Below are 19,786 nucleotides of genomic sequence, written 5' to 3' on the forward strand. Positions count from 1 at the left end.
CCGCACAGCCCTCGCGAGCCCCACGAACCCGCCGCACCCCTCACGGCCGATGCGGACGGACGAGGTCACACTCCGTCGCGGGCGCGGCCCAGGCGCAGCGCGGAGGCGAGGAAGAAGACGCCGCCGAGGAAGGCGTAACCGGCGAGGTTCGACAGCGAGGCGTCGTCACCGGCGGCCGAAGCGACGAAGGACGAGCCGGCGAGGGTGGAGATGGCACCGCTGATGATCATCGGCCACTGACCGCCCAGCTTCCGGCGCAGGGCGCCCGCGACCAGCTGGACGATTCCCGAGAGGACGGCCCAGGCTCCCCAGACCCGCAGGACAGCCGGGATGCCGGACGTGGCGGCGACGGCGAGCCCGATCACCGTCAGCGAGCTGATCGCGATGTTCACGAGCAGTGCCGGGGCCTTGCCGCCGTCGGCCCGGGCGGCCCGGAGGTCGACGACCGCCGCCGCCACGTCGAACAGGGGGTACAGCACCAGCAGCGTCACGCTCACCGGGCCCAGCGTGTCGGCGGTCGTGAACAGCAGGGCGGCCCAGACCGCGGCGAAGGCGAAGCGCACGAAGTACAGCTTGCGCAGGGCCGCGGGGACGCCGATGGGGGCGGTCGCGACGAAGGGGTCCACGGGGGAGTTCACGGAGGTGTCCATGGGAGTGCCTTTCAGCGATGTCGATGACGAGGGCGATGGCGAGCGCGACACGAACATGAGGGAGAACGTTCGGTCCCATCACAGCTAAAGGGCAACCGGGCACCGCTGTCAAGACCGAACGTTCTACCCCGCCGTCTTGGTACGCTGAAGGCATGAGCAGGAACCCAGAGGGCGGTGGCGCCGGCGCCGGCACATCCGAGGCGCGTACGCGGCTGCTGAACACGGCGACCAGGATCTTCTACGCGGAAGGCATCCACTCGGTCGGCATCGACCGGATCACCTCGGAGGCCAAGGTGACCCGGGCCACGCTGTACCGGCACTTCGCGGGCAAGGAGGAACTCGTCCTCGCGTATCTCGACCTGGCGGACCGGGGCATCCGGGCCCAGGTCGACGCGGCCCGGGCGAGCAGCGAGTCACCGGTCGAACGGGTCCTGGCCGTGGGCAGGTCCATCACGGACGGCATCCGGTCCCCCGGGTTCCGCGGCTGCGCCTTCCTCAACGCGGCGGCCGAGTATCCCGACGCGACCCAGCCGATCCACCAGGCCGTACTGGCTCATCGGCAGTGGTTCCTGAACACGGTGACGGACCTGCTGGCCGAGACCGGCGACGAACCCGCGGAGGCGGGCGCCCGGCATCTCGTCATGCTCCGGGACGGCGCGATGGCGGCAGGCTGCCTCTTCGACCCGAACCTGATCTCGGAAACCTTCATGCAGGGCGTGGAGGGAATCATCAGAGTCCGCACCACCTGACCCGACCCCAGGCAGGGGCGGCCCCCAAAGGGGCGCGGGGAACGGCGCAATCCTGTCGCTTTCAGGGGCGCGGGGAACGGCGCAATCTTTTCGCCCCTGAGGGGCGCGGGGAACGGCGCGCCCAGCCCCCACGCACCCGCAGAAGACCGCGGGAGCGAGGGCTGGGCAGGGGCCTGGGGGCGGCAGCCCCCAGGGTCAACAACAGCTCAAAGCCGCATGGGCTGCGGAGTCTCCCGCCGCCCCGCGTCCGCGCCTTCGTACTCGCGGATGATCTCGTACCGAGTGTTCCGCTCCACCGGCCGGAACCCGGCGTCGCGGATCAGATCGAGCAGATCCTCCCGCGTCAGCTTGTTCGGCGTGCCGTAGTTGTCCGCGTCGTGCGTGATCTTGTACTCGACGACCGACCCGTCCATGTCGTCCGCGCCGTGCTGCAGCGCGAGCTGCGCGGTCTGGACGCCGTGCATGACCCAGAAGACCTTGACGTGCGGCACGTTGTCGAAGAGCAGCCGGGAGACCGCGAAGGTCTTCAGGGCCTCCGCGCCGGTCGCCATCTGCGTACGGGCCTGCAGCCGGTTGCGTACCTTCCCGTCCTTCATGTCGACGAAGTCGTGCTGGTAGCGCAGCGGGATGAAGACCTGGAAGCCGCCGGTCTCGTCCTGCAGTTCACGCAGGCGCAGGACGTGGTCGACCCGGTGGCGGGGCTCCTCGATGTGCCCGTACAGCATCGTGCACGGGGTCTTGAGACCCTTCTCGTGCGCGAGGCGGTGGATGCGCGACCAGTCCTCCCAGTGGGTGCGGTGGTCGACGATGTGCTGCCGGACCTCCCAGTCGAAGATCTCCGCGCCGCCGCCGGTGAGGGATTCGAGGCCCGCGTCGATCAGCTCGTCGAGGATCTCGGAGGCGCTGAGCCCGGAGATCGTCTCGAAGTGGTGGATCTCGGTGGCGGTGAAGGCCTTCAGGGAGACATTCGGGAGGGCCTTCTTCAGCTCGCTGAGCGAGCGCGGGTAGTAGCGCCACGGCAGGTTCGGGTGGAGCCCGTTGACGATGTGCAGCTCGGTGAGGTTCTCGCCCTCCATCGCCTTGGCGAGCTTCACCGCCTCCTCGATGCGCATCGTGTACGCGTCCTTCTCGCCCGGCTTGCGCTGGAACGAGCAGTAGGCGCACGACGCGGTGCACACGTTCGTCATGTTGAGGTGGCGGTTGACGTTGAAGTGGACGACGTCACCGTTCTTGCGGGTGCGCACCTCGTGGGCGAGCCCGCCCAGCCAGGCCAGGTCGTCCGACTCGTAGAGCGCGATGCCGTCCTCGCGGGTCAGCCGCTCACCGGCCCGGACCTTGTCCTCCAGCTCGCGCTTGAGCCCGACGTCCATGCGTGTACCTCTCCCTGTGACCTGCGCCTATTCGTGTCAACCGCTCAACCGTACTCCCGCGCCCCTACTGCTCCTCCTCGGGCAGCTCGCCCACCCTGTTCTCCCACTTGGTGGAGAGCACGATGGTGGTACGGGTCCTGGAGACGCCCTTGGTCCCGGACAGCCGGCGGATGGTCCGCTCCAGGCCGTCCACGTCCGACGCCCGCACCTTGAGCATGTAGGAGTCGTCGCCGGCGATGAACCAGCAGTCCTCGATCTCGCCGAGGTCCTTCATCCGGCGTGCCACGTCCTCGTGGTCGGCGGCGTCGGAGAGGGAGATGCCGATGAGGGCGATGACGCCGAGTCCGAGCGAGGCCGAGTCGACCGTCGCGCGGTAGCCGGTGATGACACCGGCCGCCTCCAGGCGGTTGATGCGGTCGGTGACGCTGGGCCCCGACAGTCCGACGAGGCGTCCCAGCTCCGCGTAGGAGGCCCGGCCGTTCTCCCTGAGAGCCTGGATGAGCTGCCTGTCCACCGCGTCCATGCGATCGATAGCCTTCCGCTGAAAGTTCCTGAAGTGATGGGTGAGTACTGCCGCGTTGCTCTGTGCTCGGGTGGTGCCGTGCTCAGGTGGTGCGGGAGCCGCCGCCGAGTTCGCCCTCCCAGCGGCGGTAGAGCGTGTGCCCGACGCCCGCCGCGTCCAGCACGCGCCCGGCGACGAAGTCCACCAGGTCCTGGATGTGCGTGGCCCCCGCGTAGAACGCCGGGGAGGCCGGCAGTACGGTCGCGCCCGCGTCGTCGAGGGTCACCAGGTGCCGCAGGGTCTGCCCGTTCAGCGGGGTCTCCCTGACGGCGACGACCAGCTTCCGCCTCTCCTTGAGGACGACGCTCGCGGCGCGCTGGAGCAGATCCTTCGAGAGGCCGAGCGCGACTCCGGCGACACAGGCGGTGGAGGCGGGCACGATGAGCATGCCCTTGGAGGGGTACGAGCCGGAGGACGGCCCCGCCGCCAGGTCCCCCGCGCTCCAGTGCCGTACGGGGTCGACGTCCACCGCGAACGTGCCGGGCTTGCCGTCGGCCCCCCGGCCGAGCCACTCCCGCAGGTCGTCCTGCCAGTGGGCGTCCCGGAAGCTGATCCCGGTCTCGTCGAGCAGGGTGAGCCGCGAGGCCCGTGAGACGACGAGGTCGACGCTCTCACCGGCCGCGAGGAGAGCACGCAGCACGGCAGCGGCATACGGCGTTCCGGACGCGCCGGAGACCCCCACGATCCAAGGCCGACGCTCTGTTTCTCCTGCGTTCACACCTTGAGCCTACCGGCGCGACGCCACTGACTCAGGACCGGTGGCACGCCTTCGGGTCAACGGGCGGCCGGGCGGTGCGCCGACGCCCCCGCCCCCGTCGGGAAAGCCCGCGCCGGCCGGGCCGACGCGGGCCGGGTCGAAGCGTGCCGTCCGTCAGACCGTGAGTCCCCGCACCAGCAGGTCCAGCAGTGCGCAGGCGAACAGCGCGATGCCGATGAAACCGTTGACCTGGAAGAACGCCCGGTTCAGGCGGGACAGGTCCGTCGGGCGGACGAGGGTGTGCTCGTAAAGGAACGCGCCCGCCACGATCAGCAGGCCCAGCCAGAAGAAGGCCTCCGCGTCGGTGGCCAGCGCGTACCAGACCAGGAGGCCGGTCGTCACCGCGTGGCAGCCGCGCGCGCCCCAGATCGCGGCCGGGACGCCGAAGCGCGCCGGTACCGACTTCACGCCGACCTCGCGGTCCGTCCGTACGTCCTGGCAGGCGTAGATCAGGTCGAAGCCGCCGATCCAGATGCCGACCGCCAGGCCCAGGATCACGGCGTCCCACGACCACTCGCCGGTGATCGCCAGCCAGCCGCCGATCGGGCCCATCGCCTGGGCGAGGCCGAGGATGGCCTGCGGGAAGTTCGTGAACCGCTTGCCGTACGGGTAGACCACCATCGGGATCACCGCGATGGGCGCCAGCGCCAGGCAGAGGGGGTTCAGGAGGGCCGCCGCGCCCAGGAAGAACACCAGGGCCACCAGCGCACCCGTCCAGGCGTGCTTCACCGACATCGCGCCGGTGACCAGCTCACGGTGGGCCGTACGGGGATTGCGGGCGTCGATCTCCCGGTCGATGATCCGGTTCACGGCCATCGCGAAGGTCCGCAGCCCGACCATCGCGACGGTGACGAGGAGCAGCCGGCCCCACTGGATGTTGCCGTCCGTCAGGAACATCGCCGTCAGCGCCGCGATGTACGCGAACGGCAGCGCGAAGACGGAGTGCTCGATCATGACGAGCCGCAGGAACGCCTTGGTGCGTCCGGGCTGCGGGATCGCCGCTGATGCGCTGCTCACGAGAGTCCGTACTCCTTCCAGCGGCGGTCGACCTTCGCCGCCGTATCCGGGTCCGAGAGGACCATCTCGGGCCAGCCGCCGTCGCGCGTGTAGCCCTCCTCGGGCCACTTCCGCGTGGCGTCGATGCCCGCCTTGCCGCCCCAGAACTGCTGGTACGAGGCGTGGTCGAGGTGGTCGACCGGGCCCTCGACCACGGTGAGGTCACGGGAGTAGTCCGTGTTGCCCAGCGCCCGCCACGCCACCTCGTGCAGGTCGTGGACGTCGCAGTCGGAGTCGACGATCACGATCAGCTTGGTCAGGGACATCATGTGGGCGCCCCAGACGGCGTGCATCACCTTCTGGGCGTGCTTCGGGTACTTCTTGTCGATCGCGACGATCGCGCAGTTGTGGAAGCCGCCCGCCTCGGGCAGGTGGTAGTCCACGATGTCCGGCACGATGATCTTGAGGAGGGGGAGGAAGAACCTCTCCGTCGCGCGGCCCAGCGGGCCGTCCTCCGTCGGCGGCCGGCCCACCACGATCGACTGGATCAGCGGGCGCTTGCGCATGGTGACGCAGTCGATGGTCAGCGCCGGGAAGGGTTCCTGCGGCGTGTAGAAGCCGGTGTGGTCGCCGAAGGGGCCCTCGGGGAGCATCTCGCCCGGCTCCAGCCAGCCCTCGATGACGACCTCGGCCTGCGCGGGCACCTGGAGCGGCACCGTCTTGCAGTCGACCATCTCGATCCGCTTGCCCTGGAGGAACCCGGCGAAGAGGTACTCGTCGATGTCGCCGGGCAGCGGCGCGGTGGAGGCGTACGTCACGGCGGGCGGGCAGCCGAAGGCGATCGCGACCGGCAGCCGCTCGCCGCGGCGCGCGGCCACCGCGTAGTGGTTGCGGCTGTCCTTGTGGATCTGCCAGTGCATGCCGATGGTGCGCTTGTCGTGGCGCTGGAGGCGGTAGAGGCCGAGGTTGCGGATGCCGGACTCGGGGTCCTTGGTGTGGGTGAGCCCGAGGTTGAAGAAGGACCCGCCGTCCTGCGGCCAGGTGAAGAGCGCGGGCAGGGCGTCCAGGTCGACGTCGTCGCCGGTGAGCACGACCTCCTGAACGGGGGCGTTGTCCGACTTCACCTTCTTCGGCGGTACGTGCGTCATGGCGCCGAGCTTCCCGAAGGCCTCGCGCACCCCCATGAAGCCCTGCGGCAGCTCGGGTTTCAGCAGCCCGCCGATCTTCTCGCTGATCTCGGCGTACGACTTCAGGCCGAGCGCCTTGAGCAGGCGGCGGTCCGTCCCGAAGACGTTCATCGCGAGCGGCATCGCCGATCCGCGCACGTTCTCGAAGAGCAGCGCGGGGCCACCCGCCTTCTGGACGCGGTCGACGATCTCCCCGACCTCCAGGTACGGGTCCACCTCGGCCTTGATGCGCTGGAGGTCGCCCTCGCGCTCCAGCGCCCGGAGCAGCGAGCGAAGATCGTCGTAAGCCATGCGTCCCAGTATCGGCTACTCGCTACGCTGGCTCCGTAAGGGGGGCCGCTCGACCGGCCCCGACGGTCATGGGTTCTTCTTGACCCGTCTCCGTACGCGTCTCCACAGCAGGGGGAACCACCGCATGCTTCGGGTGCTGATGATCCTGGTGCCGCTGGCACTCAGCATCTACGCCTTCATCGACTGCATCACGACCGATGAGAAGGACGTCCGCTACATCCCGAAGCCCCTCTGGGCGATTCTCGTGCTGCTGTTCCCGCTCGTCGGCTCGATCTCGTGGCTGATCGTCGGCCGGGTCCGCACCCCGCGCGACGCCGCCTCGTCCCGCCGGGGCGGCTGGGTCGCGCCCGACGACAACCCCGACTTCCTCAAGTCCCTCAGGGACGAGAACAAGGACGACGGCAAGGACAGCGGCAGGGACGGCGGTAAGGACAAGGGCGAGCCCGGCGGAACGGGCGGCGGCAAGGACGACACCGGCGGCGAGGGGCCCGAGGACGCCGCTCCGCCGAAGTCCTGACCGAAGTTCTGAGCGAAGTCCTGACCGGTGGCCGGCGCCGGGCGGCGCCGGGATCAGCTCCCGGCGGACGCGGCCAGCCGGTAGAACGCCTGCGTGGTACGTGGGTGGGCCATCTCGTCCAGCAGGTGCCGCCATTCCGGATCGTGATCGTCGCAGGCACCGGAGTGCGCTTCGTCCCAGGCGGCGAGCAGCGGGGCGAGCTCGCTCTCGGGGGTCGCGAGGACGGCGGTCCCGCCCGCGGTCCGGTCGGTGATCGGGCCGGAGGTCGTGGAGATGTTCATGGCGGTTCCTTCCGGGCGGCGGAGCGGCTGCTGGTTGATGTCCTCGGTCGACGTTCTCGGCTGAAGTCTTCGGTTGAAGTCCTCGGCTGAAGTCCTCGGCGAAGGTTCTTGGTTCGAGTTCGGACCGGACCTCCCCTTGGACTTTCCGACTTCAACTTTGCCGCCGTCCGCCCGCCGCCGCCATGAAGCGACCTACCAGACCCGGGGTGGGGGCAGCCCCACCCCAGGCATACGGCCCACCGCCTGACACCTCGTCATCACGGTTCCTCCGACGGGGAGTTGAAGGGTGACTTCGCGGACGGAGTCGGGATCGTCGACGGCTTCTCGGTCGGCGCCGCGCTGGGTGCCACCGAGTCCGCAGGCGGCTTGCTGGGGGCCGCCGCGGAGGGCCCTGTCGACGCGTCGGGGCTCGCGGCCGGGGGCTTCTTGGAGACCTCGGGCGCCTGGGTGGGCCGGCCCGCGTCGGACTCGGTGGGCCCGGTCGACGGCGACGGGGTGGGCGAGGCCGGAAGGCCGCTCGTGGACGGCGGAGCGAGGGGGACCGTCGGGGACACGGGCCGGTCGGGCGCCGCCAGCCGGACCGGCAGCGCGACGAGAGCCGTCACCGCGCACAGCAGTCCGGCCCCGGCCGCCGCGCGGAGCAGCCGGCGGCGGGCCGCGCCGCGGCGGATCGCCTCGTACCGGCCGGGGGGCGGGCCGAGGTAGTCGGACGCGGGCCGCAGGATGACGGCGAGGGGGTCGTCGGGTTCGAAGTCCGGGCCGTCGTCAGAGTGTGTGATCAACGCTTCTCCTCAGATGGGCGCGGAGCAGTTCGCGGGCCGCGTGGAGATCGGCCTTGACGGTTCCTTCCTTGCGCCCGGTCAGCACGGACACCTCCCGGATCGGCATGTCAGCGTAGTAGTGCAGCAGGATCGGGACGCGCAGCCGTTCCGGCAGGGACTGCACGAGCAGGCGCACCGACGGATCGGCCTGTTCGGTCTCCGGGCGGACGGCGGCCTCGGCCGTCGCACGGCGCACCGCCCGGCGTTCGCGCTCCAGTTTGCGCCAGTGGTCCCGGACGATGTTCGCCGCGGTCACGTAGAGGAAGCCGCGGGGTTCGGCGACGGAGGTCCAGCGGGCCCACAGCCGGGTGAACGCTTCCGAGGCGATCTCGTGGGCCGTCTCGTCGTCGTCGACCAGCCGGCGGCACCAGCCGGCCAGACGCGGGTAGAGGGCGGCGAACAGCTCGGACGCTGCCTCCTCGCGGGACCGTTTCAACGCTCTCCAGGTCGTGACGCTCATGGTGGGGGCTCGTGGGGCTCCCCCGGAAGGATCCCGGACCGTCGGCGTACGGTTCCGACGGCCCGGGATCCACGGCGTGCGGCGCGCCGGGTCAGGAGCTCCCGGGGCCGCTCGAACTCAGCTCCGCGAAGACGATCACGCTGTCGCGGTAGCCGTCACCGCTGCGCGGCCCGCCGCACGTGATGAGCCGCAGCTCCGGCCGGCCCACGTCCCCGTACACGTCCTCCGTCGGGAACTCCGCCTGCGCGACCGTCCGTACGGCGCTGACGGTGAACTCCGCCGCCGTGCCGTTCTCCAGCCGCGCCTCGATCAGGTCGCCCCGCCGCAGCCGCTTGAGACCGAGGAAGACGCCGTCCCCGTACTTGCCGACCGTGACATGGCCGAGGATCACCGACGGGCCCTTCTCGCCGGGCGTCGGCGAGTGGCGGTACCAGCCCGCACGGTCGCCGGCCTCGATCGGAGGGACCTCCACGCTGCCGTCAGGGGCCAGCCCCAGCTTCATGACCGGCGTGTCGACCTCGATGGCCGGGATGCGCAGCGCGACGGGCACCGAGCGCGCGAGGGCGCGCACGTTCTTCCCGGCGGACTTCGGGGGCGGTGACGAACTCTCGCGGCCGAGGTCGGTGACGGCCCCGTCGCGCACGCCGCCCCCTCCCCCGCCGCAGCCCACGAGCAGGGTGGCCATCGCCGCGGTGACGAAGGCGCGCCTGGACGGCAGGGTCACGCCCCGGTCGCCCGTCGGCGGCGTACGACGTAGATCCCCGCGCCGCCCAGCGCGACCGCCGCGGCGGCGCCCCCGCCGATCAGACCGCGCTCGCCGCCGGACTGCGAACCGGTCGACACCTCACCGGTGTCGGGAGCTCCGCTCGGTACGACGGAGACCTCGGCGTCCGAGGGCACCTTGGACGGCGCCTGGGTCGGCGCGGCGCTCGGTTCGGCGCTCGGCGCGGTGGTCGGGGGCTTGCTCTCGGCCGGGGCCGGGGCCTTGGTCGGTTCGGTGCTCGGCTTCTCCGAGGCGGGGACGGGGGTCGGGGCCGTCGCGTCGGCGAACGCGGGCACCGTGCTCGCCAGCACGGCGGTGCACGCGAGTGCCAGGGCGCTGAGGACAGTTCGGCGCATGTGTGCTCTCTCTCATCGGTCCGTCCGCACGGTGGTACGGCGGACGGCTGCGTTGCGGATGGCGAGCGGAGAGACGAGGCAGCGGCGGACCGGGTTGCAAAGAGAAGGCAAAGTCCTCGAACGGGTACGGCACCGGCAAACACCGGCCCCACCGCGTACCGCCTCGCCCTAGGCTTGACCGGCATTCGGCAGGTCTGGCCGGGGGCGCCCCGGGGACAGGGCGGCAGGGCGGCCGGGCGGCCGGGCGGGGAGGAGCGGAACGCGCGTGATCCGGGTTCAGGCAGCAGGGGACGACGAGGCACCGGTCCGGCACCCCGTGAAGGCCCTGTCCGCCAGAGCCGCATCCGTGCGAGCCATACCGGCCGACGCGCTGCTCGCCGCCCTCGCGGCCGTGGACGTCGGGCTCCAGCTCGACCACTACACGCCGCTGGAACTCGCCCTCTCGGCCGCCGCCTGCGCGGCGCTCGTCGTGCGGCGGCGCTTCCCGCTGGCGGTGTTCCTGCTGTCGCTGCCCGCCGCGCTCTTCTCTTCGGTCGTCGTGGTGCCCCTGGCCGCCCTCTACACCCTGGCCGAACGCAGCCGGGACCGGCGGCTGCTCGTCGCCTGCGCCATCGCGTCGGCGCTGGCCTCCGCGCTGCCGTGGCCGCTGTCGGAGTACGCCGAGGACGACCGCTTCTGGACGTTCGTGGACTTCGTCTATCTGCTGGCCACGGCCGCCGCGCCGGTCTTCCTGGGCCAGTTGGTGCAGGCCAGCCGTGATGCCGCCGACCGGCTGGCCGAGGTCGAGGAGGCACGCGAGCACGAGCGCCGGCTGCACGCCCAGAGCGTCGTGGCCCGCGAACGGGCCCAGCTGGCACGGGAGATGCACGACGTCGTCTCCCACCAGGTGAGCCTCATCGCCGTACGGGCCGGGGCCCTCCAGGTCGGCGCGAAGGACGCCGAGACGCGCGAGGCCGCCCGCGCGATCCGCGGGCTCAGCGTGACCACCCTCGACGAACTGCGGCACATGGTCGCGCTGTTACGCGCCTCGGGCGGCCGTACGGCCGAGGCGGCGCCGCAGCCGACCCTGGCCGATCTGCGGCACCTGCTCGACACCAGCGGGATCGAGGTGACGCTGACGGGCGAACTGCCGTCCGGCATCGGGGCACCGGCCGAACGCGCGGTCTACCGCACCGTGCAGGAGGCCCTGACGAACGTACGCAAACACGCACCCGGCGCCACCACGACGGTATGCCTGTGGCACGGCGGCGACGGACTGGGCGTCACAGTCGTCAACACCCCACCGACCCGCCCCGTACTCGAACTGCCCGGCTCCCGGGTCGGCTTGATAGGCCTCGCCGAACGAGCGGAAAACCTCGCGGGCACCTTCGAATCCGGCCCCACACCCAACGGCGGCTACGGAGTACGCCTACACCTACCCACAACCACCGCCTGAGCCGACGGCATCGGCAGAAGACTCGCCCGTCCGGACAGGAACTCCGGACAGGAACTTGGTCACGGTCCCCGCGAAGAGGGCCGGATCGTCCACCCACGGGAAGTGTCCGGCGCCCGGCTGGACCGCCGCCTCACCGCGGGGGAACAGGCCGGCGACCCCGGCGGCGACGCGTGGCAGCGGGCCGCCGTCCAGTTCCCCCGCGAGGACGAGGACGCGCGCGTCGAGCCCCGCGACGGCGGCCCGTACCCCGGCGGGATCGGCGAACGCTCCCTCGGACGCGTACACGTCCGCCGCCGCGTCGTTGATCTGCGCCGCCTCGGCCGCCGCGTGCGCCCGGGCGGTGGTGGTCCAACTCCCGTAGAAGAAGGGGGTTCCGGCGTCGAAGTCGGCGTCGGTGGCGGACCCGTCCCAGATCCTCAGATACGCCGCGTGGGCGTCCTCGAACCACGGCTCGCCCCCGCGCAGGGCCGCCGCCTCCCGCCGCTGCTCCGCGGTGAAGTCCACCCCGAGCGCTCGGGCCCGCGCGGCGACGAGCGTGAGCGTGCGGACGCGCCGGGGACACCGGGCCGCGTACAGGATCGCGAGGTCGCCGCCCGCCGAGTGCGCAAGCAGGTCGATCCGGTCGAGGCCGAGGTGTTCGCGCAGGGCCTCCACGTCGTCGACCTGCCGGTCGCAGCGGTACGTCGCCGGGTCTGCCGGCACCTGGGAGTCGCCGGTGCCCCGCAGATCGAGCAGCACCAGCCGTCGGTGCGCCGACAGCCCGCCCAGGTCCCCGAGATACGCCGACGCCCGCATCGCCCCGCCCGGCAGACAGAGCAACGGCTCGCGCTCGCCCGCCACGCCCTCCTCGCGGTAGGCGAGCCGGGTGCCGTCGTAAGCCTGGAAGTCAGCCATGGCCTCATCCTCGTCGGGCCCCCGGAGGAGGGACAACGGTATTTACCCGGTTGACGGGTCGTCTGCCCGCGCGCTTGCCTGCTGTGATGAGCGATCTCCGTATCGAGCGCGTCGACGCCGTCTCCGAGGTTTCGCTGGAGGACTGGCGGCACGTCCACAACGTGATCGTCCCGCCGGCCGCGCTGTCCCCGGCCGAGGTCCGCGACCGGGCCGGGCGGTACCGGCTGGAGGTGGCGTACCTCGACGACGTGCTGGTGGGCTGCACGACGGTCCGGCCGCCGGAGGGTGAGGGGGCGACGGCCACCGTGATCGCCCGCGTGCTCCCCGGCCACCGCCGTCGGGGGGTCGGCGGGCGGCTCCACGAACGGGCCTTGGCGCTGGCCCTCGAACTGGGTGCCACGACCGTCGAGACCGTCGTGCTGGCCGCCAACGCCGCGGGCCTGCGGTTCGCGCTGACGCACGGGTACGTCGAGTTCGACCGCTACACCCTGCCGGGCGGGAACGACCTCTGGATCGACCTGCGGCTGAGTGGGGGCTGAGCGCGCAGTTCCCCGCGCCCCTCGGGGAGGGGCTGCGCCCCGTCCCACCCAGAGGCGCGGGGAACGGCGCAGTCTTTTGCCTTTGTCTTCAGGGGCGCGGGGAACGGCGCAGTCGTTTGCCTTTGGTTTTTTGGGGGCGCGGGGAACTGCGCAGTCTTTTCGTCCTTGAGGGGCGCGGGGAACTGCGCGGCCCGCCCCCACCGGGCCGCGGGCGAACGGGGGCCGGCGTGAGGAGTGACCCGGGGGCCGATCGGGGAGAGTGGATGTCATGAGCGACGGCTTGGAACATGTGGAGCGCCTCGACAGGACGCGGGCCCGCGCCTGGCTCGTGGCTGCCGTCGAGGAGGCCAGGGCCGGTCTCGCCGAGGGCGGCATCCCGATCGGCGCCGCGCTGTACGCGGCGGACGGCACCCTGCTCGGCAGGGGCCACAACCGTCGCGTCCAGGACGGCGACCCGTCCACGCACGCCGAGACGGCCGCCTTCCGCGACGCGGGACGGCAGCGCTCCTACCGCGGTACGACGATGGTGACCACCCTCTCGCCGTGCTGGTACTGCAGTGGTCTTGTCCGGCAGTTCGGGATCTCCCGGGTGGTCGTCGGGGAGGCCGGGACCTTCCACGGCGGACACGACTGGCTGGCGGAGCACGGCGTGGAGATCGTGCTCCTCGACGACGCCGAGTGCGTCACCCTGATGCGCGACTTCGTCGCGAAGAACCCCGCACTGTGGAACGAGGACATCGGTGAGTGACACCGCCGCCCGCGGCAGGCCCCGGGTGCCGACCGTCGATCTCGGGCCGTGGCTCTCCGGCGACCCCGAGGCCCGTACCCGGATCGCCCGGACCGTCGACAGCGCGCTCCGGAGCGCCGGATTCCTGCTGGTGACCGGTCACGGCGTCGACCCCGGCCTGCGGGTACGCGTCCGCGAGGCGGCCCGCGCCTTCTTCGTGCTGCCCGCCGAGGCCAAGGAGCCGTACGCGGTGAAGGTCGGCGGCCGGGGCTGGCTCGGTCCGGGCGCCGAGGCCAACGGTTACGCGGAGGGCACCCCGACCCCGCCCGACCTGAAGGAGTCGCTGAGCTTCGCGACGCACGAGCCCTTCGACGACCCGGAGACCGACGCGGAGTGGTGCGCGCCGAACGTCTGGCCGGCCGAGGCTCCCGGGCTCCGGGCCGTGTGCGAGGAGTACCTGGCACGGATGGCCGAACTGGAGAACCATCTCCTCGCCCTGCTCGGTGAGGCGCTGGGCCTGGAGCCCGACTTCTTCACCCGGCACATGGACCACCCGACCTACGGCTTCAACATCAACTGGTATCCGGGCAGGGAGGTCGTCGGCGAGCCCGAGGAGGGCCAGTTCCGTATCGGCCCGCACACCGACTTCGGCACGGTCACCATCCTCGACCGGCAGGCCGGCAAGGGCGGGCTGCAGGTCTGGACGGACGACGGCGGCTGGGAGGACGCGCCCTTCGACCCAGCGGCGTTCACCATCAACATCGGTGATCTGATGGCCCGTTGGACCGGCGACCGCTGGCGCTCCGGCCGCCATCGTGTACTGCCGCCGCCCGCCGACGAGCCCACGGAGGAGCTGATGTCCCTCGTCTACTTCGGTGAGTGCACCCCGGGGACCCGCGTCGAGTCGGTTCCGGCCCCGGTCGGCCGGGTGGCGTACGAACCCGTCGACTCCCATGTGTACCTGCGGTCGAAACTCGACTCGATCACCGTGAACTGAACCGTGCCCGGTCGGACTCCGCCGACGGCGCCGACATTTGCGTAAGCCCGCGGACATCAATCGATCCACTCCGAAGCAACGCCCCCTGGCCGCCGCACGGTTGATACACCTCACCTCTACGAGAACCGGACCCGAGGGGTCCCAGGGGGAGATGCGGTGCGCAGAGGGCTGCACGGCCGAGGGGCGTTGTTCGACACGGAGCCGCCCGGCCTCGCTCCACGGCTCGTCGGCCTGCGGCCGTTCCAGCACGGGCCCAGTCCCTGCGAACATCCGAAGGACATCCCCTTCGTGGTGTTCGCCGGGGCCCGCGGGCTCGGCAAGAGCGCGGTGCTGGCGGAGCTGCGGGCCGCGTACGAGGGCCACACGCCCCTCGCGCTGATCGACTGCGAGACCGACCGGTTCGCGAGGCCTCCCGCGGGACGGCCGCACGAGGTCTGGTCGCCCGTGGCACAGGCGCTGGTGACGATCGCCGAGCAGCTCGCGGAGCCGGTGGCCGACGCGGGGCGGATCCCGTTCCCGCGGCTCGCGGCGGGCCTGCTGGCCGTGGCGGCGGGCGGCTGGAACGACCGGGACGTGCCCCGCATCCGCCGGGAGGCCGAACGGATCCTGCTGCTGAACGACACGGGGTCCTGGGTCGGCGCACCCACGAGCCGCTGGGTCGGCCGGGTCTCGGCCCGCCTCACCGACCCGCTCACCGGCCCCCTGCCGGGTACGGGTCCGGTGGTCGAGCCGGTCGTCGAGGCCGCTCTGGAGACGTTCTCCGAGGGGGTCTCGCCCACGCACCGCCGACTGCGGAAGGCCGCCGCCTGGTACCGCGACCACCCGAACGCCGACGGCAACCCCAAGCTCGGACTGCTTCTGCTGTCCGGCCGCTTCAGGGCGGGCGGCGACCCGCGCACCCACGCCGAGGGCCATCTCGTACGGGCCCTGCTGGCCGATCTCGACGACGCGTACGGCGGTGCGCTGCCGCGCGGGAACCGGCCCGGACGTCCGGTGGTCCTCATCGACAACGCGCAGAGCGCGCCGGGCATCGGGCTGATCGCAGCGGTGCTGCGGGACCGGGCCGACGGCATCGCCGACCGGGTGGTGTTCTTCGCCGGTCTGCGCGGCCACGGTCATCCGGCCCTGCGCAACGCGACCCGCAGCACCCTGTCCGAGCTGGTTCGTGCGAGCGGCTGGGAGCCCGGCGGCACGGCCTCGTCGCGGGCGCTGCTCGTCCCGCTGTCACCGCTGTCACCCGACGACACCCCGCGCGTCGTCGAGGCGGCCTGCCGGGGCCTCGCCGTACCGTCCCGGCTGCCGGGCGCCGCCCACCGGCTGACGCGCGGCAGCCCGCTCGGTACGACGCTGTTCGCCGAGTCCGCCCGGCAGAACCTCCCCCGGGGCGCCGGGACACCCGGCGAACTGCTCACCGCGGACCTCGTACCGCAGGAGGCGCACGAGGCTTACGGGGCACACGGGGTGTACGGGGCTCACGAGAAGCGTGGGGCGCGGGACGGACGGCCCGCCTACCGCGAACTCCTCGACCGGCTCACGCCGGACGGCCACCGGGACGAGCTGGCGCTGCTGGCCGTGGCCCACGACCGGGAGTCGGCGTGCGCTCTGGCCGCGGCCCGGCTGCCCGGCGACTTCGGCGCGGTGGGGGTGCTGGCGCTGGAGGCGCGGCTCGCCGAGGAGGGTCTGCCCACGGTCCCCGGCCAGTTCGTCGGCGATCCGTTCCTGCGGGCGCTGCTGCTGCTCGGCCTGCACCGCAGGGATCCGGACCACGGCACCTGGGAGGCCGCCCACCGCACGCTCGTCGCCCACTACACGGACATCCCGGCCGCGCCGGACGGCCCGGTGGACGGTCCGAAGGACGGTTCAGGGCACGGCCCGGGGTCGAAGGAGCAGCGGGTCCTCTACCGGCTCCACCACGAACTCGCCCTGGGCGCCGCCGAACCGGCCGTCACGTATCTGCGCGACGCCTTCCCCCGTCTCGACACGAAGGCGTGGCTGCGGGCGCTGGTCTTCCTCGCGTCGGCGCCGTACCACCCCGTGCCCGTCCCGGACGGCTTCGGCGGCGCCGCGTCCGACGCCCGCACCCGGGTCGCGCTCGGCCGCGTCGGCACCGGCCCGCCCCCGCCACAGGGCGCGGACACCGCCCTGCACCTGCGGATACGCCGACTCCTGTACGGGGTCTGGCAGGTGACCGACCCGCTGGCGCTGCCGGACCCGGTCGTCGCCGAGCGGCTGCGGTCCGAGCTGGAGCATCTGTCGAGGCTCCGGCCGACGGACGTGGAGCCGCTGCTGCGGGCCTCCGTGCACTGGCCCGAGGACGCCCTGTCCGGCCGCGCCCTGCGCCTCGGCCGGACCTGACGACAGGACCTAGGACCTGTCGTCAGACCTTAGACCCCGGCGTAGGAGTGCTTGCCGGTGACGAAGATGTTCACTCCGTAGTAGTTGAACAGCCAGCAGGCGAAGGCGGCGAGCGCGATGTACGCGGCCTTGCGGCCCTTCCAGCCGGCGGTGGCACGGGCGTGCAGATAGCAGGCGTAGGCGACCCAGGTGATGAACGACCAGGTCTCCTTGGGGTCCCAGCCCCAGTAGCGGCCCCACGCGTCGCCCGCCCAGATCGCGCCGGCGATGATCGTGAACGTCCACAGCGGGAAGACGGCGGCGTTCACGCGGTACGAGAACTTGTCGAGCGACGCCGAGGCGGGCAGCCGCTCCAGCACCGAGGTCGCGAACCGGCCGGGCCTGCCGCCGGTCGCGAGCTTGTTCTCGTACGAGTCCTTGAAGAGGTACAGGATCGTGCCGACCGCGCCCACGTAGAAGACCGCGCCGCAGAAGATCGCCGTGGAGACGTGGATGTACAGCCAGTACGAGTGGAGCGCGGGCACCAGCTGGTCGCTCGCCGTGTACAGGACGGTGACGGCGAGACCGAGGTCCAGGAGGACCGTGGTCACCAGGAAGAGGCCCATCCAGCGGACGTTCTTCTTCATCGCGAGCAGCGCGAGATACACGCCGACGGCGACGGTGGAGAAGGTGATGTTGAACTCGTACATGTTGCCCCACGGCGCCCGCTGCACCGACAGGGCGCGGGCGAGCACACCGCCGAACGCGATGAGGAAGGCGAGCACGGTGAGGGAGATGGCGATCCGGCCGTACAGGTCGCCCTGCTCGTCACCGCCGTGCGCGCCGGGCCCGTCCGGCACGTCCCGCGCACCGGCCGCGGCCCGCGTGACGACCTGGGGCCGCTCCAGTACGGCGGTGCCGCCCGCGTTCTGCACGGTGACCGCCGGGGCGGCCGCCTTCTTGCCGGTCCGGTCGGCGGTCAGCGCGGCGGCCGTCCGGCCGACCTTGCTGCGGCTGCCGAGCAGCCATTCGGCGATGTACGCGAAGAAGGCCAGCGTGTAGACGGCCATCGCGGAGTAGATCAGCGTGTTGCTGACGTTCGCGAGGTGCTCGTTGGTCGCGGCGGCCAGGTCGGTCGCGGCGGCGAAGTCGGTTGCGGCGAGGTCGGTTGCGGCGGCGAGAGTCACTTAGTCTCAGCCCCTTCGGCAGGTACGGCGGGAGGTTCGGGGGTGGGGGTCTCGTTCTCGGAGGCGGAGGCGGAGGCGGGAGCGGAGGCTGCGGTGTCCGGGCCGGTCTCGGGGTTGGTCTCGGGGCCGGGGTCCGGGTCGGGGTCCGGGGTGTCGGGTGTGCCCGGCGCCAGGTCGTACAGATGGCCCGCCAGGGCGCCCAGTTCCTCGGGGACCTTGGCGGACTCGCTGCGGCCGAGGCCCGCCATCTCGACGACCGTGACCCCGTCGGGGCCGGTCACAGCCCGCACCCACACCCGGCGGCGCTGGATGAAGAGGGAGGCGGCGAGGCCGAAGATGGCGCCGAAGGCACCGGCGAGGGCCCAGCCGGCCCCGGGCTGCCGGGTGACCTGGAAGTTCGCCCACTCCTTGACCCCCTTCTCGAAGGTGATCGAGCCGGCGCCGTTCGGGAGCTGCATGGTCTCGCCCGGCTTCAGGTTCTCCCGCAGCTGCTTGCCCTTGGAGTCCTTGAACTCCTTCATGTTCTTCTTTTCGAGCTGGTACACGCTCTGCGGCAGGCCCGCGTCGACGCCGAGGTCGCCGTGGTACGCCGCGAGGTTGAGCACCGGGTTCAGCAGCGCCGGGAACTGCGAGACCACCGCGGTGCCGTCGCCCCCGTACGCCGGGAGGAAGAACGCCTGGAAGCCGAGCTGCTCCTGCTTGCCCTTGGCGTCCTTGTAGCCGTCCATGACCTTGATCGCGCCGGTCGAGGTGACGTTCGAGTCGAGCGGCAGCAGCGGTACGGCCTGCTGGTAGACGATCTCGCCCTTGCCGTCCCGGACGGTGACGACGGGCGCGTAGCCGTGGGCGGTGAGGTAGACCTTCGAGTCGTCGATGTCGAGCGGCTCGTTGACCTTGACGGTCTTCTTCTGCTCCTTGCCGTCCGCGCCGACGCTGTAGTCGACCTTCGCCTGGTACGTGCGCGGCGTGCCCTTGTTGGGTCCCGTCTCCTCGTACGTGCCCTCGAAGTCCTCCAGTACGAAGCTGAAGGGCTCCAGGTCGTTCGTGTCGAAGAGGCTGCCGGACTTGAAGTCGTCGTACTGCGTGAGGGTGTTGGCGAAACCGTCGCCCTCGACGATCAGTTTGTTGCCCTCGGACTTGAAGAGCTGGCCCCAGGCGAAGGCGACCAGCATCACGATGAGCGCGATGTGGAAGGCGAGGTTGCCGACCTCGCGGAGGTAGCCCTTCTCGGCGGCGACCGCGTTCCCCTCGAGGTGCGCGCGGAAGCGCCGCTTCTTCAGGAGCTTCAGCGCCTCGTCCCTGACCTCCTCGGGCGTGGCCGCGGTCCGCCAGGTCGTGTACGCGGGCAGCCGGGTCAGCAGGCGCGGGGCGCGCGGCGGCCGGCCGCGCAGCTGGCCGACGAACTGCCAGGTGCGGGGCACGATGCAGCCGATGAGCGAGATGAAGAGCAGGATGTAGATCGCCGAGAACCAGGCGGAGCTGTAGACGTGGAACAGCCCGAGCTTCTCGTAGACCGGCCCGATCGTGGTGTGCCGGGCCAGGAAGTCGGCGACCTTCGTCTCGTCGGTCCCGGACTGCGGGATCAGCGAGCCGGGGATCGCGCCGAGCGACAACAGGAAGAGCAGGATCAGCGCGACCCGCATCGAGGTCAGCTGCCGCCAGATCCAGCGGGCCCAGCCGATGACCTCGCGGCCGGTCCAGGCGAGCCACCCCAGGGCGCCCGGCGTGCGCGCGCCGCCGAAGGAGCCGGGCATGACCGTCTCCCTGGGCGCGGTGGACAACTGGGCCCCGGCGGCACCGAGATCGCCCGCGTCGCGCGTCGCGGTGTCAGCCGTACCGCTCGTACCGTTCTCGTCGGTCCGGCCGTCGCTCGTCGCGTCAGTCCTCGCGTCGGTGTCCCGTGTCGCGCTCAT

Annotated in this window: 21 protein-coding genes; 7 read left to right on the top strand and 14 right to left on the bottom strand. The window is 71.7% G+C overall.

The features are described 5' to 3' along the window. Nucleotides 1-65: 65 nt before the first annotated feature. Nucleotides 66-650 carry a hypothetical protein gene (locus tag ACZ60E_RS30400; protein WP_469444566.1) on the bottom strand — a complete coding sequence of 195 codons (585 nt, stop codon included), beginning with the start codon at nucleotides 648-650 and terminating at the stop codon, nucleotides 66-68. A gap of 152 nt (nucleotides 651-802) precedes the next feature. Here ACZ60E_RS30400 and ACZ60E_RS30405 point away from each other — a divergent pair, with 152 nt between their 5' ends. Next, the gene (locus ACZ60E_RS30405; protein WP_384806138.1) at nucleotides 803-1,399 is read left to right on the top strand and encodes a TetR/AcrR family transcriptional regulator; all 597 of its coding nucleotides are present in this window, start codon (nucleotides 803-805) and stop codon (nucleotides 1,397-1,399) included. Nucleotides 1,400-1,605: 206 nt separating this feature from the next. On the opposite strand, the gene mqnE is transcribed toward ACZ60E_RS30405, so the two are convergent. The 5 genes from mqnE to ACZ60E_RS30430 all read right to left on the bottom strand — a co-directional run bounded on the left by mqnE (nucleotide 1,606) and on the right by ACZ60E_RS30430 (nucleotide 6,562). Next, nucleotides 1,606-2,769 carry an aminofutalosine synthase MqnE gene (gene mqnE, locus ACZ60E_RS30410; protein ID WP_210881900.1) on the bottom strand — a complete coding sequence of 388 codons (1,164 nt, stop codon included), beginning with the start codon at nucleotides 2,767-2,769 and terminating at the stop codon, nucleotides 1,606-1,608. A gap of 64 nt (nucleotides 2,770-2,833) precedes the next feature. Beyond that, nucleotides 2,834-3,292 (bottom strand): Lrp/AsnC family transcriptional regulator, encoded by a 459-nt coding sequence (locus ACZ60E_RS30415; protein WP_210881899.1) that lies wholly within the window; start codon nucleotides 3,290-3,292, stop codon nucleotides 2,834-2,836. An 82-nt stretch (nucleotides 3,293-3,374) separates the two neighbouring features. Further along, nucleotides 3,375-4,049, bottom strand: coding sequence for a UbiX family flavin prenyltransferase (locus ACZ60E_RS30420; protein WP_469444568.1), 675 nt, complete (start codon nucleotides 4,047-4,049; stop codon nucleotides 3,375-3,377). A 153-nt stretch (nucleotides 4,050-4,202) separates the two neighbouring features. Further along, nucleotides 4,203-5,105: a menaquinone biosynthesis prenyltransferase MqnP gene (mqnP, locus tag ACZ60E_RS30425; RefSeq protein WP_469444570.1), complete on the bottom strand. Its 903-nt coding sequence runs from the start codon at nucleotides 5,103-5,105 to the stop codon at nucleotides 4,203-4,205. Continuing rightward, nucleotides 5,102-6,562 carry a menaquinone biosynthesis decarboxylase gene (locus tag ACZ60E_RS30430; RefSeq protein WP_107020863.1) on the bottom strand — a complete coding sequence of 487 codons (1,461 nt, stop codon included), beginning with the start codon at nucleotides 6,560-6,562 and terminating at the stop codon, nucleotides 5,102-5,104. The genes mqnP and ACZ60E_RS30430 overlap by 4 nt, the downstream gene beginning before the upstream one ends. Nucleotides 6,563-6,686: 124 nt before the next feature. Between ACZ60E_RS30430 and ACZ60E_RS30435 the strand changes: the two genes are divergently transcribed. After that, nucleotides 6,687-7,079, top strand: coding sequence for a PLD nuclease N-terminal domain-containing protein (locus tag ACZ60E_RS30435; protein WP_469444572.1), 393 nt, complete (start codon nucleotides 6,687-6,689; stop codon nucleotides 7,077-7,079). Between the two features lie 53 nt (nucleotides 7,080-7,132). Here ACZ60E_RS30435 and ACZ60E_RS30440 read toward each other — a convergent pair whose 3' ends face one another. The 5 genes from ACZ60E_RS30440 to ACZ60E_RS30460 form a co-directional block, all read right to left on the bottom strand. Beyond that, on the bottom strand, nucleotides 7,133-7,360 hold the full coding sequence (locus ACZ60E_RS30440) for a hypothetical protein (RefSeq protein WP_384806147.1): 228 nt from the start codon (nucleotides 7,358-7,360) through the stop codon (nucleotides 7,133-7,135). A 257-nt stretch (nucleotides 7,361-7,617) separates the two neighbouring features. Then, complete coding sequence (locus tag ACZ60E_RS30445; RefSeq protein ID WP_469444573.1) at nucleotides 7,618-8,142, bottom strand: hypothetical protein; 525 nt, start codon at nucleotides 8,140-8,142, stop codon at nucleotides 7,618-7,620. Further along, nucleotides 8,126-8,617, bottom strand: coding sequence for an RNA polymerase sigma factor (locus tag ACZ60E_RS30450; RefSeq protein ID WP_189778691.1), 492 nt, complete (start codon nucleotides 8,615-8,617; stop codon nucleotides 8,126-8,128). The genes ACZ60E_RS30445 and ACZ60E_RS30450 overlap by 17 nt, the downstream gene beginning before the upstream one ends. A gap of 115 nt (nucleotides 8,618-8,732) precedes the next feature. Then, nucleotides 8,733-9,365 (bottom strand): class F sortase, encoded by a 633-nt coding sequence (locus ACZ60E_RS30455; RefSeq protein WP_469444574.1) that lies wholly within the window; start codon nucleotides 9,363-9,365, stop codon nucleotides 8,733-8,735. Further along, on the bottom strand, nucleotides 9,362-9,760 hold the full coding sequence (locus tag ACZ60E_RS30460; RefSeq protein WP_469444575.1) for a sortase-dependent protein: 399 nt from the start codon (nucleotides 9,758-9,760) through the stop codon (nucleotides 9,362-9,364). Before ACZ60E_RS30460 ends, ACZ60E_RS30455 begins: the two co-directional genes overlap by 4 nt. Nucleotides 9,761-10,085: 325 nt before the next feature. Between ACZ60E_RS30460 and ACZ60E_RS30465 the strand changes: the two genes are divergently transcribed. Next, entirely contained in the window at nucleotides 10,086-11,195 is a 1,110-nt protein-coding gene (locus ACZ60E_RS30465; protein WP_469444655.1) for a sensor histidine kinase, read from the top strand. Here the strand turns inward: ACZ60E_RS30465 and ACZ60E_RS30470 are convergent. Continuing rightward, nucleotides 11,175-12,089: an alpha/beta fold hydrolase gene (locus ACZ60E_RS30470; RefSeq protein WP_469444579.1), complete on the bottom strand. Its 915-nt coding sequence runs from the start codon at nucleotides 12,087-12,089 to the stop codon at nucleotides 11,175-11,177. The genes ACZ60E_RS30465 and ACZ60E_RS30470 overlap by 21 nt on opposite strands. An 86-nt stretch (nucleotides 12,090-12,175) precedes the next feature. Between ACZ60E_RS30470 and ACZ60E_RS30475 the strand changes: the two genes are divergently transcribed. The 4 genes from ACZ60E_RS30475 to ACZ60E_RS30490 all read left to right on the top strand — a co-directional run bounded on the left by ACZ60E_RS30475 (nucleotide 12,176) and on the right by ACZ60E_RS30490 (nucleotide 16,707). Beyond that, nucleotides 12,176-12,628 carry a GNAT family N-acetyltransferase gene (locus ACZ60E_RS30475; protein ID WP_469444585.1) on the top strand — a complete coding sequence of 151 codons (453 nt, stop codon included), beginning with the start codon at nucleotides 12,176-12,178 and terminating at the stop codon, nucleotides 12,626-12,628. Between the two features lie 268 nt (nucleotides 12,629-12,896). Further along, nucleotides 12,897-13,376, top strand: coding sequence for a nucleoside deaminase (locus tag ACZ60E_RS30480; RefSeq protein WP_469444587.1), 480 nt, complete (start codon nucleotides 12,897-12,899; stop codon nucleotides 13,374-13,376). Next, nucleotides 13,369-14,352: an isopenicillin N synthase family dioxygenase gene (locus ACZ60E_RS30485; protein WP_453791437.1), complete on the top strand. Its 984-nt coding sequence runs from the start codon at nucleotides 13,369-13,371 to the stop codon at nucleotides 14,350-14,352. Before ACZ60E_RS30480 ends, ACZ60E_RS30485 begins: the two co-directional genes overlap by 8 nt. A 156-nt stretch (nucleotides 14,353-14,508) precedes the next feature. Beyond that, nucleotides 14,509-16,707 (top strand): hypothetical protein, encoded by a 2,199-nt coding sequence (locus tag ACZ60E_RS30490; RefSeq protein WP_469444588.1) that lies wholly within the window; start codon nucleotides 14,509-14,511, stop codon nucleotides 16,705-16,707. Nucleotides 16,708-16,736: 29 nt separating this feature from the next. On the opposite strand, the gene ccsB is transcribed toward ACZ60E_RS30490, so the two are convergent. After that, the gene (gene ccsB / locus ACZ60E_RS30495) at nucleotides 16,737-17,873 is read right to left on the bottom strand and encodes a c-type cytochrome biogenesis protein CcsB (protein ID WP_384806165.1); all 1,137 of its coding nucleotides are present in this window, start codon (nucleotides 17,871-17,873) and stop codon (nucleotides 16,737-16,739) included. Further along, nucleotides 17,870-19,786: a cytochrome c biogenesis protein ResB gene (gene resB, locus ACZ60E_RS30500; RefSeq protein ID WP_469444590.1), complete on the bottom strand. Its 1,917-nt coding sequence runs from the start codon at nucleotides 19,784-19,786 to the stop codon at nucleotides 17,870-17,872. The genes ccsB and resB overlap by 4 nt, the downstream gene beginning before the upstream one ends.

This window comes from Streptomyces sp. NPDC102514 (assembly GCF_055584525.1).

Bases quoted from the DNA above. Each gene is read 5' to 3' on its own strand.
- ACZ60E_RS30415 (WP_210881899.1), bottom strand. From the start codon at position 3,292: ATGGACGCGGTGGACAGGCAGCTCATCCAGGCTCTCAGGGAGAACGGC.
- mqnE (WP_210881900.1), bottom strand. From the start codon at position 2,769: ATGGACGTCGGGCTCAAGCGCGAGCTGGAGGACAAGGTCCGGGCCGGT.
- ACZ60E_RS30475 (WP_469444585.1), top strand. From the start codon at position 12,176: ATGAGCGATCTCCGTATCGAGCGCGTCGACGCCGTCTCCGAGGTTTCG.
- ACZ60E_RS30435 (WP_469444572.1), top strand. From the start codon at position 6,687: ATGCTTCGGGTGCTGATGATCCTGGTGCCGCTGGCACTCAGCATCTAC.
- ACZ60E_RS30460 (WP_469444575.1), bottom strand. From the start codon at position 9,760: ATGCGCCGAACTGTCCTCAGCGCCCTGGCACTCGCGTGCACCGCCGTG.
- ACZ60E_RS30480 (WP_469444587.1), top strand. From the start codon at position 12,897: ATGAGCGACGGCTTGGAACATGTGGAGCGCCTCGACAGGACGCGGGCC.
- ACZ60E_RS30405 (WP_384806138.1), top strand. From the start codon at position 803: ATGAGCAGGAACCCAGAGGGCGGTGGCGCCGGCGCCGGCACATCCGAG.
- resB (WP_469444590.1), bottom strand. From the start codon at position 19,786: ATGAGCGCGACACGGGACACCGACGCGAGGACTGACGCGACGAGCGAC.
- ACZ60E_RS30440 (WP_384806147.1), bottom strand. From the start codon at position 7,360: ATGAACATCTCCACGACCTCCGGCCCGATCACCGACCGGACCGCGGGC.
- ACZ60E_RS30430 (WP_107020863.1), bottom strand. From the start codon at position 6,562: ATGGCTTACGACGATCTTCGCTCGCTGCTCCGGGCGCTGGAGCGCGAG.
- ACZ60E_RS30400 (WP_469444566.1), bottom strand. From the start codon at position 650: ATGGACACCTCCGTGAACTCCCCCGTGGACCCCTTCGTCGCGACCGCC.
- ACZ60E_RS30470 (WP_469444579.1), bottom strand. From the start codon at position 12,089: ATGGCTGACTTCCAGGCTTACGACGGCACCCGGCTCGCCTACCGCGAG.